The following is a 14980-nucleotide window of genomic DNA, read 5'->3' on the forward strand; positions in this document are numbered from 1 at the left end:
CTCTCATCCCGAGGTGCGGCCAGGCAGTGCATCGCGGCGGGTCGCGAAGCGCAGCGCAACGCGATGGTGTGCCGGCTCTAGTTGGCGGTTCGCACGAAGGCGAAGCGACCGATGCAGGGCTCGCCGCCGCGGTAGCTCGGCCTCTGGCGCAGCGCTGTGCGCGGCGCGGCGGCTGGCCGGCCCGTCTCCCCGCGCCCCGGCTGGACCGTTATCGCGGCCCGCAGGCGCTGCACCTCTGCCCGCAGGGCCACGTTCTCCTGCTCGACGCGGCCGAGCCGAGCCACGCCCGCGGGCTTGAGCCCGCCGAGGCGCCGTCGCCACCGATAGAAGGTACCGAGCGAGATCCCGGCGCTCACGCAGATCTCGACGATCGGTATGCCACGCGCGGCCTCGTCCAATAGAAAGGCGATCTCCTCATCCGTGTGCAGGGACCGGCTCATCGAGGATCTCCAGGTTCGTCAGACTTGTTGCGTCCGTTAGGTAAATCATGGGCAAGAAGTGGACCGACGGCACGTACTCAACTTGGTGAAGCGCTGTTCGCGATCCGGACGAAAGGCCCCAGTGGAGCAGAGTTCGGTGCTGCGTAGGGTCGCATCGATCCCGGGCCCTCGCCACTTCGGCAGAGGCACGCTGATCCCGTGGGCGAGGAGTCAATCGGTGCGTCGGGCGTCAGCGGTGCGCCGGTGGGGAAATCGACGAGGCGAGGGATGTGCGACCCCTGGCGTTGAGCACCTGCGGGATCGGCCTTGCTGAGACGGGCGCCGAAACGCTCTGACCCTGCACCAACTTCAAACACGGACCACCGCGTGAGGGCCGATCATTCTCAGCAGAGGACAAACTGCGACGGCTCTACCGGATGGTCGAAGAGGCCATCACCGACAGCGACGATATTTTGAAAGAGCGATCGCGACATTGAAGGCGGACCGGGACTGAGCCAAAGGAGCGCTCGACCGCATCCATGTGGCCGCGCCATCACCGGCCGAGCGCGCCGGCGCTGATCGAGCGATTCGGCCGCCTGATGCGCGCGAACGTGACGGCGGGGGAGATCCCGTTCCGCAGAGCTTGGCTTCAAGCGATCGTCGAGCGGGTCGAGGTCGGAACGGACGTGCTTGGGAGTGTCGGCGATAAGGCGAGCCTCAAGACCGACCTGACCGGTTCGGGAGGCACAGCCGCGCCCGGTGTTCGCCGTTCTGTCCGGAAGTGGCGCGCCCTACGGGAATCGAACCCGTGTTTTCGCCGTGAAAGGGCGACGTCCTGGACCGCTAGACGAAGGGCGCTCTGGTCGGGCCGGGGTTCTATAGTCGGACCGGAGCCGCCCGGCAACCGCTCAGGCGCGGCACCGGTGCCACAGGTCCCCGGGTTTGACCGCGCCCCGGGTTGGGGCGATGGAGAGCCATGCCCCAGCCCACCCCTCGCATGACCCTCGTCCTCGGCGGGGCGCGATCCGGCAAGAGCGCCTACGCGGAGGGGCTGATCCAAGCCTGCCCCGGCCCGTGGCTGTATCTCGCCACCGCGCAGGCCTTCGACGACGAGATGGTCGCGCGCATCGCCCAGCACCGCGCGAGGCGCGGCGACGCCTGGCGCACCCGCGACGTGCCGCTCGCCCTGCCGGAGGCGGTCGCCGCATCCGAGGGGCCGGTCCTGGTCGATTGCCTCACGCTCTGGCTCACCAACCTGATCCTGGCGGAAGCCGACGTGGCGGAGGCGACGGAGCGGCTGCTCGCCGCCTGCGCCGACGCGCGGGGGCCGCTGGTGCTGGTCGGCAACGAGGTCGGCCTCGGGATCGTGCCCGACAACGCCCTGGCCCGCCACTTCCGCGACGCGGCCGGCCGCCTCCACCAGCAGCTCGCCGCCCGGGCAGACCGGGTCGTGCTCACCGTGGCCGGCCTGCCGCTGATCGTGAAGCCGCAAGCCCCGAACACACAAGCCCTCCGGACAGGAGCCCCCACATGAGCGACGACGCCGCGCGCCACCGGGAGAAGATGGAGAAGCGCAAGGCCGTGCAGGACGCCGAGGTCGCCGCCAGGACCCTCGAGAAGGGCCTGCTCCTCGTCCATACCGGCCCCGGCAAGGGCAAGAGCACGGCGGCTCTGGGGCTGATGCTGCGGGCGCTCGGCCGCGGCTGGCGGGTCGGCATGGTGCAGTTCATCAAGGGCGGCTGGGACACGGGCGAGCGCCACGCCGTGGCGGCCTTCGGCGAGCGGGTCGTCTGGCACACCCTCGGCGAGGGCTTCACCTGGGAGACCCAGGACAAGGCCCGCGACATCGCCGCCTGCCGCCACGCCTGGGAGGTCGCCGAAGGCCTGATGGCCGATCCCACGATCCGCCTGCTCGTCCTCGACGAGCTCAACATCGCGCTGCGCTACGACTATCTCGACCTCGATGCCGTCGTCGCCGCCCTGCGGGCACGCCGGCCGGACCTGCACGTGGTGGTCACCGGCCGCAACGCCAAGCCGGCCCTGGTCGAGGCCGCCGACCTCGTCACCGAGATGGGCAGCGTCAAGCACCACTTCGCCGCCGGCGTGAAGGCGCAGGAAGGGATCGAGTTCTGAGCCCGCCGCGCGCGAAGGCGCCCAAGAAGGCCCTGATGATCCAGGGCACCGGCTCCGATGTCGGCAAGTCGCTGCTCGTGGCGGGGCTGGCGCGCGCCTTCACGGAGCGGGGCCTGAGGGTCCGGCCGTTCAAGCCGCAGAACATGTCGAACAACGCCGCCGTCACCGCCGACGGCGGCGAGATCGGCCGGGCGCAGGCGCTCCAGGCCCGGGCTGCCCGGGTGGCGCCCTCCGTGCACATGAACCCGGTCCTGCTGAAGCCGCAGAGCGAGGTCGGCTCCCAGGTGGTGGTGCAGGGCCGGATGGTCGCCACCGTGAAGGCGCGCGACTACCAGGCCTGGAAACCCCGGCTGATGTCCGCCGTCCTGGACAGTTTCTCACGCCTCTCGGAGGACGCCGACCTCGTCCTCGTCGAGGGCGCGGGCTCGGCCTCCGAGGTCAACCTGCGCGCGGGCGACATCGCCAATATGGGCTTCGCCCGGGCCACCGACACGCCGGTGGTGCTGGTGGGCGACATCGACCGGGGCGGCGTCATCGCGAGCCTCGTCGGCACGAAGGCCGTGATCGACCCGGAGGACGCCGCGATGATCGCCGGCTTCCTCGTCAACCGGTTCCGCGGGGATCCGAGCCTGTTCGCCGACGGGATGCGGCTGATCGCCGAGCACACCGGCTGGGCGGCGCTCGGCCTCGTGCCGCATTTTCCCGAGGCCGCGCGCCTGCCGGCCGAGGACGTGCTGGGGCTCGCCGGCTCGGAAGCGCGCGGGCCCGGAGCCGTCACGGTGGCGGTGCCGGTGCTGCCGCGCATCGCCAATTTCGACGACCTCGATCCGCTGCGGGCGGAGCCGGGCGTCCGCGTCACGCTGGTCCGGCCCGGGACACCGATCCCCGCCGAGGCCGCGCTCGTGATGCTGCCGGGCTCCAAGACCACGATCGACGACCTGGAGGCTTTTCGCCAGGAGGGCTGGGACATCGACCTGCACGCCCATGTCCGGCGGGGCGGGCGGGTGCTGGGACTCTGCGGCGGTTACCAGATGCTGGGCCGGAGCCTCGCCGACCCGCACGGGATCGAGGGGGCGCCCCGCACGGTGCCGGGCCTCGGTCTGCTCGAGGTCGACACCGTGATGACGCCGCAGAAGCGCCTCGCCGCCGTCACCGGCACGAGCCTGCCCGACGGCGTGCCGTTTGCCGGCTACGAGATGCATATCGGTGCGACCGAAGGGCCCGACGCGGCCCGGCCGCTGCTGCGCTTCGCCGACGGGCGCCTGGACGGGGCGGTCTCGGCGGACGGGCGCGTGGCCGGGACCTACGTCCACGGCCTGTTCGCGCAGGATGCGCAGCGGGCGGCGTGGCTCGCGCGCCTCGGGACGGCCTCGGAGGGTGCCGGCTACGAATCCGGGGTCGAGGCGGCGCTGGACGGACTCGCGCGACACATCGCGGCCCATGTCGACTGCGACCGCCTGCTGGCGCTTGCCCGGTAGGCGGGGCGTGAGCCAGGGATGACTCCGTGTCATGCCGGTCCCGCCACGAAGGACCGCACGCGCCCAGAGGAACGCCCCATGCCCCCCACGCCATCCCCCGCCGGGGAGGATCTCGCCGCGAGCACCGTCCGCACCGTGACCGTGCGGCTGATGCCGCTGCTCGGCCTGCTCTACCTGATCGCCTATATCGACCGGCAGAACGTCTCCTACGCCAAGCTGGAGATGGTCGGCAGCCTCGGCCTCTCGGAGACCGCCTACGGGCTCGGGGCCTCGCTGTTCTTCCTGGGCTACTTCCTGTTCGAGGTGCCGGCCAACGTCTTCCTGGAGCGGGTCGGCGCGCGGATCTGGTTCGCCCGGATCATGATCACCTGGGGGATCGTCACCGTCCTGCTGGGCTTCACCCAGGGCACGGCGATGTTCTACGTGCTGCGCTTCCTGCTCGGGGTCGCGGAGGCCGGCTTCTTCCCCGGCGTGCTGTTCGCCCTGACCCTGTGGTTCCCGCAAGGACACCGGGCCCGCATGGTCGGCTGGTTCATGATCGCCAGCGCGATCGCCAACGCGGTCGGCGCGGCGGTCGGCGGCGCGCTGCTCGGCCTCGACGGGCTCCTCGGCCTCCAGGGCTGGCAATGGGTGTTCCTGGCCACCGGCGCGCCGGCGATCCTCATGGCCGCGGTGGTGCTGTTCGTCCTGCCGGACGGGCCGGAGACCGCCCCCTGGCTGTCGCAGGCCCAGCGCGACTGGCTCGCCCGGACGCTCCGGGCCGAGCGCGAGGATGGCGGCCATGTCGACCACGGCAACCCCTTCGCGGCGCTCCTCGACCGGCGGGTGCTGATGCTCGCCGGGGTCTACGTCTCGCTGCCGCTCGCCGCCTACGGCCTCGGCTACTGGCTCCCCACCGTGGTCAAGGGCTTCGGCGTCTCGAACCTCACCAACGGCTTCCTCAACATCATCCCTTGGCTGGCGACCGCCCTCGCCCTGTGGTGGGTGCCGCGCCACGCCGCCCGCACGGGGGCGCAGGGCAACGCCCTGACCTGGCACGTGGTCGGGCCGGCCCTGGTCGGGGCGGCGGGCCTGGCGCTCTCCGTCGTCCTGCCGGGCAACGCCGTGAAGTTCGCCTGCCTGTGCGTGGCCGCGGCGGGGACCTTCGCGGCCCAGCCGGTCTTCTGGTCCATGCCCGGGACGTTCCTGCGCGGCGCCTCGGCGGCCGCCGGGATCGCGGCGATCAACTCGGTGGGCAATCTCGGCGGCTTCGTCGCCCAGAACGCCGTGCCGTTCATCCGCGACCAGACCAAGAGCGACCTCGTGCCGATGCTGTTCCTGGCCGCCTGCCTGGCCCTGGGCGCCGGGCTCATGTTCGTGGTGCTCTCCGCCCTGCGCCGGGACGCGGCCCGACGAGCGATCCCGACCGAGGTGCGGCCGGCCTGAACACCGGTCGGATTCGTGCGTTATCCTTCCTCAGGCCGGATTGACCGGCATGATGATGCAACCCCGCATTTCCGCGGGCCATCGTCGAGGAGGGCACCGCGATGAGTCAGGGATTTCCACTCATGATCCTCGCCTTCGGGACGCTCGGCGGCATCTGGTTCCTGGCCGCCGCGGCCCGGAAGCAGGTCGCCGACGCCAAGGGCAGCCCGGAGCGGTCCAGCGTGATCCAGCACCACGGCGGCGCCCCGCGCCCGAACATGCCCGGCACCGAGCACTAGGGTCACCGAGCACCGAGGCGGCCGCGGCGGCTCCCGCCGCGCGTCCGTCAGCCGGCGGCAATCCGCCGGCAATGCGCGAGGGCGGCGCCGATCAGGTTGTCGCTGGCCTCGGGCGTGCGGAAGGCGGAATGCGCCGACAGGGTGACGTTCGGCAGGCTCGCCAGCGGGTGATCCGCCGGCAGCGGCTCGACCGTGAACACGTCGAGCCCGGCCCGCGCCACGCGGCCGGCGCGCAGGGCCTCGACCAGGGCGGCCTCGTCGAGCACCGCCCCGCGGGCGGTGTTGATCAGCATCGCGCCGGGCTTCATCGCGGCGATCCGCGCGGCCGACAGGAAGCCGCGCGTCGCGTCGGTCAGCAGCAGGTGGAGCGAGACCACGTCGCTCTCGGCGAGCAGGCGGTCGAGCGGGACGAAGTCGACGCCGGGATGGGTCTTCGGGGTCCGGTTCCAGGCGAGCACCCGCATGCCCGCGCCCCGGCACAGCCGCGCCATCTCGGCGGCGATCCCGCCGAACCCGACGAGGCCGACGGTCTTGCCGGTGAGCTGGATGCCCTCCGTGCGCAGCCAGGATCCGGCGCGCATCGCCCGGTCCATCTCGGGCAGGCCGCGGGCGGCGGCCCACATCAGCGCGAAGGCGCACTCGGCGACCGCCGTGTCGCCGTAGCCCTTGATGGTGTGGACGGTGACGCCGAGCGCGTCCCGGAGCGCCTCCGGGTCCATGTAGCTGCGCGCGCCGGTGCCGAGGAACACCACGTGCTTCAGGCCCGCGCAGGCCCGGGCCACGTCGAGGGGGAGGGCGGTGTGGTCGATCACCGCGGTCTCGGCGCCATCGAGGATCGCGGGCAGGTCCTGCGGCGCGATGCCGGGATCGGCGTGGATCGCGAAGGGCGGATCGTCCGGCCGCAGCAGCCGCCGGGCCACCGCCGCCAGGGTCTCGCTGGCATCCACGAACACGGCGCGCATCGGCGTCTCCCTCATCCAGCCCCGTCCGGCCACGATGCGTCCGGTGCGCGGGTCGTGCCAAGGCCTGATCGAAGGGCGCGCCGTCTTCGCGAGCGGCGCGGAGCAAGCCAGGGCAGCGGGCACTCCGTCTGCGTGGCGCGGCTGGCTTGCTTCGCTCCACTCGCAAGGACGGCGTGGCTCAGCCCGTGAGCGACAGGCAGAGCCCGAGGAGCGCCAGCACGAGCCCGCCCTGGAGCCAGCAGGCCGTCCGGTAGAGGGTCAGGGCCCGGGCGATGTCGTCGGCCGCGGCCGCGTCCCGCCCGTCGCCCATATGGGCGTCCGGGACGAGGGTGCCGTCGTAGACCCGCGGCCCCGCGAGCCGCAGGCCGAGCGCCCCCGCCATGGCGGATTCGGGCCAGCCGGCATTGGGCGAGCGGTGCCGGCGCGCGTCCCGTACCATCGCCCGGAGCGCGCTGCGCGCGTCGGCGCCGCGCAGGGCGGCCGCCCCGGCGATCAGCAGGCCCGCGAGCCGGGAGGCCGGCAGGTTCACGCCGTCGTCGAGCCGCGCCGCCGCCCAGCCGAAGGCTTCGTAGCGCGGGGTGCGGTGGCCGATCATGCTGTCGGCGGTGTTGATCGCCTTGTAGAGGGCGCCGCCCGGCAGGCCGAGGCCGCCGATCCAGAAGGCCGGCGCCACGATCCCGTCGGAAAAGTTCTCCGCCAGGCTCTCGATCGCGGCCCGGCAGACCGCCGCCTCGTCCAGGCGCTCGGGGTCGCGCCCGACGATCATCGCCACGGCCCGGCGCCCGGCCTCCAGGCCGCCGGTCCGCAGGGCCTGCTCCACGGCGGCGACGTGCTGGTGGAGGCTGCGCTGCGCCGGCAGGCTCGCGCAGGCGAGGCCGAGGAGGAGCAGCGCGGGGAGGGGGCCGGCAAGCCCCGCCAGCGCCGTGACGGCGAGGGCCGGCAGCCCCACCGCGGCGAGCAGCAGCGCCAGCGCGACGCAGCCGGCGATCCGACGGCGCCGTTCGGAGCCGCGGTTGAGGCCGCGCTCCAGGGCGGTGATCAGCCGGCCGATCCAGGTGACAGGGTGACCGACCGCCCTGTAGAGCGCGTCCGGATAGCCGGCCGCCGCCTCGATCCCGAGGGCGACGGCGAGGACGGCGAGCGTGTCGGCAAACGTACCGGGCAGATGGACCATTCGGTGTGGAGCGTTCCCGCGCGTGAGGTCGCCCCGATCGCGCATGGCGGCGATCTCGGCGCACTCCGACAAGCCTTTCCCGACGCGCCGGAGCCCTGGCTCGACCTCTCGACGGGGATCAACCCGGTCCCCTATCGTGTGCCGCCGGTGGAGGCCAGCGCCTGGACGCGGCTGCCCGAGGCCGCCGAGGTCCGGGCCCTCCGGGAGGCTGCCGCCTCGGCCTACGGCGCGCCGGATGCCGACCACGTCGTGCCCGCGCCCGGCACCCAGATCCTGATCGAGACCCTGCCCCGGCTGCTGGCCCCGACCCGCGTCGCGGTGCTCGGGCCGACCTACGCCGAACATGCCGCCGCCTGGGCGCGTGCCGGGCATGCGGTGACGGAGACCTCGGATTTCGACGCCCTCGGTGCGGCCCGGGTGGCGGTGATCGTCGATCCCAACAACCCGGACGGGCGGACCCGCCCGCTCGCCGAGCGCCGGGCGCTCGCCGAAGCGCTCGCCGCCCGGGGCGGCCTGCTCGTCGTCGACGAGGCCTTCGCGGATCTGGAGCCGGTGGAGAGCCTGTGCCCGCACGTCTCCGCACCGGATCTGGCGTCGGGCCTCGTGGTGCTGCGCTCCTTCGGCAAGACCTACGGGCTCGCCGGCCTGCGTCTCGGCTTCGCAATCGCCGATGCCGCCACGGCGGCCCGGATCGCCGCGGCCCTCGGACCCTGGGCGGTGTCGGGCCCGGCCCTGGCGATCGGGCGCGCGGCCCTGTCGGACGCGGATTGGCGCGCGCGGGCTGCCCGGGACCGGGCGGCGGACGCGGGCCGCCTCGACCGGATGATCGCCCGGGGCGGGGGGCGGATCGTCGGCGGCACGTGCCTGTTCCGGACCGCCGACTTCCCCGACGGGCCGGACCTCTTCCGGCGGCTCGCGGCGTCCGGCATCGCGGTGCGGCGCTTCGCCGGGCACCCGGATCGCCTGCGCTTCGGCCTGCCGCCCGACAAGGCGGGCTGGTGCCGTCTGTCGCGGGTGCTCAGGTAGACCGCACACCCGGCGGGTGCGGGTCGCGGGCCGCCACGATCACGGCCAGCGCCGAGAAGGCGAGGCCGACCGCGCAGACACCCGGCCAGCCCACGAGCAGGAAGGCCTGCGAGCCGGCATAGGCGCCGAGCGCCCCGAACACGAACAGGGTCGTGAACAGCACGGTGTTGATGCGCCCCCGCGCCCCCGGGACCAGCGCGTAGGCCCGGGTCTGGTTGGCGATCAGCGCGCCGTTCATGCCGATGTCGATCAGCAGCACGCCGAGCGCCACCGCCGTCAGCGACCACGTGCCCCCCGCCCAGAGCACGACGAAGGAGAGGGCGACCAGCAGGCTGCCGCCGAGGACCACGGGCTTCGCCCCCCGCCGGTCGGTGAAGCGGCCCGAGATCGGCGCCACGAAGGCCCCGCAGACGCCGATCACGCCGAACAGCCCGGCCCCGGCGGCGGTGAGAGAGAAGGGCGGCCCCTCCACCAGCAGGGCCAGGGTCGCCCAGAAGGCGTTGAAGCCGGCAAACAGCAGCGCCTGCGACAGGCTCGCCGTGCGCAGGACCGGCTGCGTGCGGGCGAGATGGAGGATCGACAGCATCAAGGCGCGGTAGCGCAGCGGGTGCGTCTGCACCGTGTGGGGCAGGGTGGCCCGCGCGATGCCGGCCATGGCGAGCGCCAGCACGGACGCGACGAGGAAGACCGGCCGCCAGCCGAGATGCGCCCCCAGGAAGCCGCTCGCCGTGCGGGCGAGCAGGATGCCGGTCAGCAGCCCGGTCATGACCTGGCCGACGATCCGCCCGCGGCTCGCATCCGGGGCGAGTTCGGCCGCGAACGGGACCGCCTGCTGGGCCGCGCAGGACAGCACGCCGACCACCAGATGGGCGAGCGCGAGGCAGGCGAGGTTCGGGGCGAGGCCCACCGCCAGCAGCGCCAGGGCGAGGCCGAGACATTGCCCCACGATCAGGGCGCGGCGCGGCAGCGCGTCGCCGAGGGGCACAAGCCCGACGATGCCGAGACCGTAGCCGACCAAAGCCGTGGTCGGCACCCACAGGGCGGCGCGGTCGCCGAACTCGGCGACGATCAGGCCGAGCAGCGGCTGGTTGTAGTAGATGTTGGCCACGGCCCCGCCCGCGATCAGCGTCAGGCCGAGCCGGGCCTTCGCGTCGAGGGGTGCGGTCACGGCTGGGTCTGGGGCAGGCAGGCACGCCGCCGCGGGAGGGCCATGGTCGGATCCGGGTACGGGAGGGAATCGGAGCGGGGAGCGATACGGGCGGAGCGCGCCGCCGGGCAATCTGCGGCGATGCATCCCTGCCGGGGCGTCCCGGCCCCCTTCACCGGAGCTGGCAGCGCACCATATGCAAGGGATGCAGCCGGCGCCGTCCGCACGCGAGCGGGCGCCGCAGGTTCATGTCCCGGGCGTCGAGCCGTTTGAGGTTCCGAACCGGACTACGAACGAGAGGGCGGTTTCGTTCCGTACGAACGGCACCGGGACCGCCGCAGCAGGGAGTACGGGATGCCGAACTACCGCATCGACTTCGCCAAGGAGATCCTCGGGGTGCCGTTCACGGTCGGCTCCGTCGCGATCACGCGGGCCCGCGATCCCGAGCGTGCCCGCCGCGCGGCCGAAATCCGGTTCGCCCGCCAGCACGGCGTGGGCGACTGGCGGGAACGGGCGGACCTCGCCACCGTGGCCGAGCGGCTCTGACGCATCCGGTCCCGGCGCGTCACACGCCCTTCGTGCCGCTGCCGCACTCTGGGAGCCCGCATTCCGCGACCGGTCAAGCTCTGGTCGCGGCGGCCGCGGCGCCGTAGAAGGGCGGGCGGACCAGGACGCTGAGCCGGCCTCCTCGGGAAGGCCGGCGGCTTCCGCCTCCGCACGCGCCCGATCGACGAGCCGGCGTCGCAGGGCCGGACGCGTCTCGAATCCGGGTCGACGGAGGTCAGTGCAAGGGTCATGGCGGCGATCTCCTTCTTCGGCGACCTGCTTCAGACCATCAGCGAGCGCGGCCGCGACCTGATCGGGATCGGGCGCGGCGACATGACCTCCCGGGCCAGCGCGGCCGATCTCGTCAAGCTGTGCGAGGACCTGATCTCCCGGCGCGGCGAGGCCTCCGGGGTGGCGCTGGCCCGCCTGATCCTCGACCGCTACGCCAGCTTCGGCCAAGCGGAGCGCCACGCCTTCCTGCGGTCCATCGCCCTCGACTTCGATGCCGACCACGCCGCCGTCGACGAGGCGATCGCCGCCTATCGCGCCGCCCCCTCCCGCGCCCGCCTCGGCAGCCTGCACGAGGCCGCCGAGCCGCGCAGCCAGGAGCTGATCCGCCGCCTCAACCTCGCCCGCGGCGGCACGCTCAGCCTCGTGCGGATGCGCGAGGACCTGTTCGACCTGCGCCGGGGACTGCGCGCCGGCGGCGAGGCCGATCCCGCCCTGATGGACGCCGTCGACAGCCTGGATTGCGACTTCGAGCACCTGTTCGCCTCGTGGTTCAACCGCGGCTTCCTGGTGCTGCGCCACATCGACTGGACGACGCCCGCGCATATCCTGGAGAAGATCATCCGCTACGAGGCGGTGCACGCCATCGCCGACTGGGACGATCTGCGCGCCCGGATCGAGCCGCCGGACCGGCGCTGCTTCGCGTTCTTCCACCCGGCGCTCGCCGACGAGCCGCTGATCTTCGTGGAGGTGGCGCTCACCGACCAGATCGCCCCGGCCATCGCCCCGATCCTGTCGCAGGCGCGCAAGCCGCTGCAGCCGCAGGCGGCCAACACGGCGGTGTTCTATTCGATCTCGAACTGCCAGAAGGGGCTCGCCGGCGTCACCTTCGGCAATTTCCTGATCAAGCAGGTGGTCGAGGACCTCACCCGCGAGGTGCCGACGCTCAAGACCTTCGTGACGCTCTCGCCGGTGCCGGGCTTCGCCGCGTGGCTGGCGCGGGAGCGCCGGGCCGACAGCCCGCAGGGGCTGCTGCCCGAGGATGTCGAGACCCTGCGGGCGCTGGACGATCCCGACTGGGCCGCCGACAAGGCCCGGGCCGAGACGGTGCGCCGGGCGCTGATCCCGGCGGCGGCGGCCTATTTCCTGCGCGCCAAGAACGAGCGCGGGCGCCCCCTCGATCCGGTGGCCCGGTTCCATCTCGGCAACGGCGCGCGCCTCGACCGGATCAACTTCCTGGGCGACACCTCCAAGAAGGGGCTGGCCCAGTCCCACGGGCTGATGGTCAACTACCTCTACGACCTCGCCGCCATCGAGCGGAACCACGAGACCTACGCCAATCTGGGCACGGTTGTGGCCGCCCCGGCGGTGACCCGGGAGCTGCGCGCCAAGCTGCCGCCGCCCCGCGCGGTGGTGCTCGCCGAGGCGTGACTCAGCCGCCCGCCAGCCGGCCGAAGGACAGGGTGATCCGGTGGGCGGCGGCCTCCGCGGCCGCGCCCTCCAGGGGGACCCGGCCGTCGAGGATCAGCGCGGCGAGCCCGTGCACGAGCGACCAGGCGGCGAGCGTCAGGTCCTCGGCGGGCATCGCCGGGCCGGCGAGGGCGGCCGCCCGCCGCTCCAGGATCCCGTAGGCCCGCGATTTCGCCGCGACCCGGCAGGGGCGCATGAACATCAGCCGGAACAGGGCCGGGCGCCGGCGGGCGAAGGCCACGTAGGCCGCCCCCTGGGCCGCAAGCGCCGCGCTGCCCGTCGCGGCGGCGTCGGCCGCCTCCAGATCCGCGGCGAGATCCTCGAACCCCCGGGCGGCGACCGCTTCGAGCAGGTCCTCCTTGCCGGGGAAGTGGCGGTAGGGCGCCATCGCCGACACCCCGCAGGCCCGCGCCGTCGCCCGCAGCGAGAGCGCCGCCTCGCCCCCAGATTCCAGCAGATCCAGGGCCGCCGAGACCAAGGCCGCGCGCAGGTCGCCGTGATGGTAGCTCCTGTCCGGATCCGATGTTGACACCGTAAGCATCCCGCTCCAAGTTTACACCGTAAACAAAGCGCAGGAGGCCGCCTCATGCAAGCCGCACCCGCCCGCCGCTCGGTGGACCTGTCCGCCTATCCCGACCTCGTGGTGGTCTATCTCGGTTTCCGCGTGACGCGCTGGCGCGGCCTGCTCGCCCTGATGGGGCTCGGGCGCGGCATCGCCGCCTCGGTGCAGAGCCGGCCGGACGGGCTGCTCGCGCACGAGAACCTGTTCTTCGGCCTGACCCATGTCGGCCTGCGCCAGTACTGGCGCGACCTCGAGAGCCTCGAACGCTTTACCCGGTCGGAACCCCACCGCACGTGGTGGCGGGATTTCTCGCGGGATTCCCGGGGGTCCGGCTTCTGGCACGAGGCCTATACCCGGGGCGGGGTCGAGGCGATCTATGTCGGGATGCCCGCGCCCACCGGTCTCGGGCTGTTCGCGCCCGAACGCGCGCCCGAAGGCGCCTTCCTATCGTCGCGACAGCGGCTGGCCGCCTGAAAGGGCTCGCCGAGTGGGGCTTCGGGCGGCTATGGGTGCGCGGGACACACATCCCGTGATAGCTCAGCCTCACGATGACGAACCATCTCTTCTCCCTGGTGCGGGACGGCGTCCCCGATTCCGCCAAGACCGCGATCGAGACGCCGGACGGGCGCCGCACCAGCTACGCGGACCTCATCGCCCGCTCCGGCGCCTACGCGGCGGCCCTGCAGGCGGCGGGCGTCGCGCCCGGTGACCGGGTGGCCGTGCAGGTCGAGAAGAGCCCCGAGGTGATCTTCCTGTATCTCGGCGCGGTCCGGGCCGGGGCCGTGTTCCTGCCGCTCAACACCGCCTACACCCCGGCCGAGATCGGCTACTTCCTGGGCGATGCCGAGCCGGCATTGTTCGTCTGCGACCCGAGCCGGCGCGATGCCCTGGGTGAGGCCGCCGCGAATGTCGGCCGGATCTGGACCCTCGACGCCGCCGGCGGCGGCAGCGCCGCCGAGGCGGCGGACCAAGCTGCGGATGCGGGCGGCGCCTTCGCCGACGTGCCCCGGGGTCCGGAGGACCTCGCGGCGATCCTCTACACCTCGGGCACGACCGGGCGCTCCAAGGGCGCCATGCTGACCCACGACAACCTCGCGTCGAATGCCCGGACCCTCGTCGACTATTGGCGGTTCACCGCCGACGACGTGCTGATCCACGCCCTGCCGGTGTTCCACACCCACGGCCTGTTCGTGGCGACCAACACGGTGCTGGCGAGCGGCGGCGCGATGCTGTTCCTGCCCCGGCTCGACCCGAGGCTGATCCTGAGCCTGATGCCCCGGGCCAGCGTGCTGATGGGCGTGCCGACCTTCTACACCCGCCTCCTCAAGGAGCCGGGCCTCACGCCGGAGACGGCTCGGGGCATGCGCCTGTTCGTGTCGGGCTCGGCGCCGCTCCTCGCCGAGACGCATCGCGAGTGGCAGGCCCGCACCGGCCACGCCATCCTCGAGCGCTACGGCATGACCGAGACCAACATGAGCACCTCGAATCCCTATGACGGGGACCGGGTCGCCGGCACGGTCGGCTTCCCCCTGCCGGGCGTGTCCCTGCGGGTGGTCGATCCCGAGACCGCAGCGGTCCTCGGTCCGGATTCCGTCGGGATGATCGAGGTGAAGGGCCCGAACGTGTTCCAGGGCTACTGGCGCATGCCGGGGAAGACCGCCGCGGAATTCCGGGCCGACGGGTTCTTCATCACCGGCGACCTCGGCAAGGTCGACGCGCGGGGCTACGTCCACATCGTCGGGCGCGGCAAGGACCTGATCATCTCAGGGGGCTTCAACGTCTACCCGAAGGAGGTCGAGACCGAGATCGACGCGCTGCCCGGCGTGGTCGAATCCGCGGTGATCGGCCTGGCGCATCCGGATTTCGGCGAGGCCGTCACCGCCGTGGTGGTGGGCGGCGCCGGATGCCCGGACGAGGCCGGGGTGCAGGCCGCCCTGGAAGGCCGGCTCGCCCGTTTCAAATGCCCCAAGCGCGTCCTGTTCGTGGACGAGCTGCCGCGCAACACCATGGGCAAGGTGCAGAAGAACCTTCTGCGCGAGACGCATGCGGGGCTGTATCGGGACTGACGATCCGTCCGCCGGCCGGACGTGATCCGGCGGCGCCACGCTTCCCGGCGTCGCGCAATCCTGGAT

The 14980-nt window shown here is 72.9% G+C and carries 15 protein-coding genes and 1 tRNA gene; 10 read left to right on the top strand and 6 right to left on the bottom strand.

What is annotated here, in order from left to right:
• Window positions 1–77 precede the first annotated feature (77 nt).
• A complete protein-coding gene (locus BLT59_RS24670) occupies window positions 78–440 on the bottom strand; it encodes a transposase (RefSeq protein ID WP_091787041.1) in 363 nt (120 codons plus the stop codon).
• Between the two features lie 761 nt (window positions 441–1201).
• A tRNA-Glu gene (locus BLT59_RS24675) sits at window positions 1202–1277 on the bottom strand.
• A 118-nt stretch (window positions 1278–1395) separates the two neighbouring features.
• Here BLT59_RS24675 and cobU point away from each other — a divergent pair.
• The 5 genes from cobU (at window position 1396) to BLT59_RS31480 (ending at window position 5733) form a co-directional block, all read left to right on the top strand.
• Entirely contained in the window at window positions 1396–1953 is a 558-nt protein-coding gene (gene cobU / locus BLT59_RS24680; RefSeq protein ID WP_175544125.1) for a bifunctional adenosylcobinamide kinase/adenosylcobinamide-phosphate guanylyltransferase, read from the top strand.
• Window positions 1950–2552 (top strand): cob(I)yrinic acid a,c-diamide adenosyltransferase, encoded by a 603-nt coding sequence (gene cobO / locus BLT59_RS24685; RefSeq protein WP_091787047.1) that lies wholly within the window; start codon window positions 1950–1952, stop codon window positions 2550–2552. The genes cobU and cobO overlap by 4 nt, the downstream gene beginning before the upstream one ends.
• Before the next feature lie 35 nt (window positions 2553–2587).
• Window positions 2588–4030, top strand: a complete 1443-nt coding sequence (locus tag BLT59_RS24690; RefSeq protein WP_091787050.1) for a cobyric acid synthase — start codon at window positions 2588–2590, stop codon at window positions 4028–4030.
• Between the two features lie 78 nt (window positions 4031–4108).
• A complete protein-coding gene (locus tag BLT59_RS24695; protein ID WP_091787052.1) occupies window positions 4109–5455 on the top strand; it encodes an MFS transporter in 1347 nt (448 codons plus the stop codon).
• A gap of 101 nt (window positions 5456–5556) precedes the next feature.
• Complete coding sequence (locus BLT59_RS31480; protein ID WP_173009403.1) at window positions 5557–5733, top strand: hypothetical protein; 177 nt, start codon at window positions 5557–5559, stop codon at window positions 5731–5733.
• A 47-nt stretch (window positions 5734–5780) separates the two neighbouring features.
• Here the strand turns inward: BLT59_RS31480 and BLT59_RS24700 are convergent, their stop codons facing one another.
• Window positions 5781–6695, bottom strand: coding sequence for an NAD(P)-dependent oxidoreductase (locus BLT59_RS24700; RefSeq protein ID WP_091787055.1), 915 nt, complete (start codon window positions 6693–6695; stop codon window positions 5781–5783).
• A gap of 178 nt (window positions 6696–6873) precedes the next feature.
• Window positions 6874–7869 carry an adenosylcobinamide-phosphate synthase CbiB gene (gene cbiB / locus BLT59_RS24705; protein ID WP_091787058.1) on the bottom strand — a complete coding sequence of 332 codons (996 nt, stop codon included), beginning with the start codon at window positions 7867–7869 and terminating at the stop codon, window positions 6874–6876.
• On the opposite strand from cbiB, the gene cobD reads away from it, so the two are divergent.
• Window positions 7861–8895, top strand: coding sequence for a threonine-phosphate decarboxylase CobD (gene cobD, locus BLT59_RS24710; protein ID WP_091787062.1), 1035 nt, complete (start codon window positions 7861–7863; stop codon window positions 8893–8895). The two genes, cbiB and cobD, sit on opposite strands and share 9 nt — an antisense overlap.
• Here the strand turns inward: cobD and BLT59_RS24715 are convergent.
• Window positions 8888–10063 (bottom strand): MFS transporter, encoded by a 1176-nt coding sequence (locus BLT59_RS24715; RefSeq protein ID WP_091787065.1) that lies wholly within the window; start codon window positions 10061–10063, stop codon window positions 8888–8890. The two genes, cobD and BLT59_RS24715, sit on opposite strands and share 8 nt — an antisense overlap.
• A gap of 333 nt (window positions 10064–10396) precedes the next feature.
• On the opposite strand from BLT59_RS24715, the gene BLT59_RS24720 reads away from it, so the two are divergent.
• Both BLT59_RS24720 and BLT59_RS24725 read left to right on the top strand, forming a co-directional pair.
• Complete coding sequence (locus tag BLT59_RS24720; protein WP_091787068.1) at window positions 10397–10588, top strand: hypothetical protein; 192 nt, start codon at window positions 10397–10399, stop codon at window positions 10586–10588.
• A 249-nt stretch (window positions 10589–10837) separates the two neighbouring features.
• Window positions 10838–12247 (top strand): malonyl-CoA decarboxylase, encoded by a 1410-nt coding sequence (locus BLT59_RS24725; RefSeq protein WP_091787071.1) that lies wholly within the window; start codon window positions 10838–10840, stop codon window positions 12245–12247.
• Window position 12248: 1 nt separating this feature from the next.
• On the opposite strand, the gene BLT59_RS24730 is transcribed toward BLT59_RS24725, so the two are convergent.
• Entirely contained in the window at window positions 12249–12827 is a 579-nt protein-coding gene (locus BLT59_RS24730; protein WP_091787074.1) for a TetR/AcrR family transcriptional regulator, read from the bottom strand.
• Window positions 12828–12872: 45 nt separating this feature from the next.
• Here BLT59_RS24730 and BLT59_RS24735 point away from each other — a divergent pair, with 45 nt between their 5' ends.
• Together BLT59_RS24735 and BLT59_RS24740 are read left to right on the top strand one after the other, a co-directional pair.
• Entirely contained in the window at window positions 12873–13322 is a 450-nt protein-coding gene (locus BLT59_RS24735; RefSeq protein WP_091787077.1) for a monooxygenase family protein, read from the top strand.
• A gap of 74 nt (window positions 13323–13396) precedes the next feature.
• Entirely contained in the window at window positions 13397–14914 is a 1518-nt protein-coding gene (locus BLT59_RS24740; protein ID WP_091787080.1) for a malonate--CoA ligase, read from the top strand.
• Window positions 14915–14980: the final 66 nt, after the last annotated feature.

It is taken from the genome of Methylobacterium sp. UNC378MF, assembly GCF_900103195.1.
In the GTDB taxonomy this organism is placed as follows: Bacteria; Pseudomonadota; Alphaproteobacteria; order Rhizobiales; family Beijerinckiaceae; genus Methylobacterium.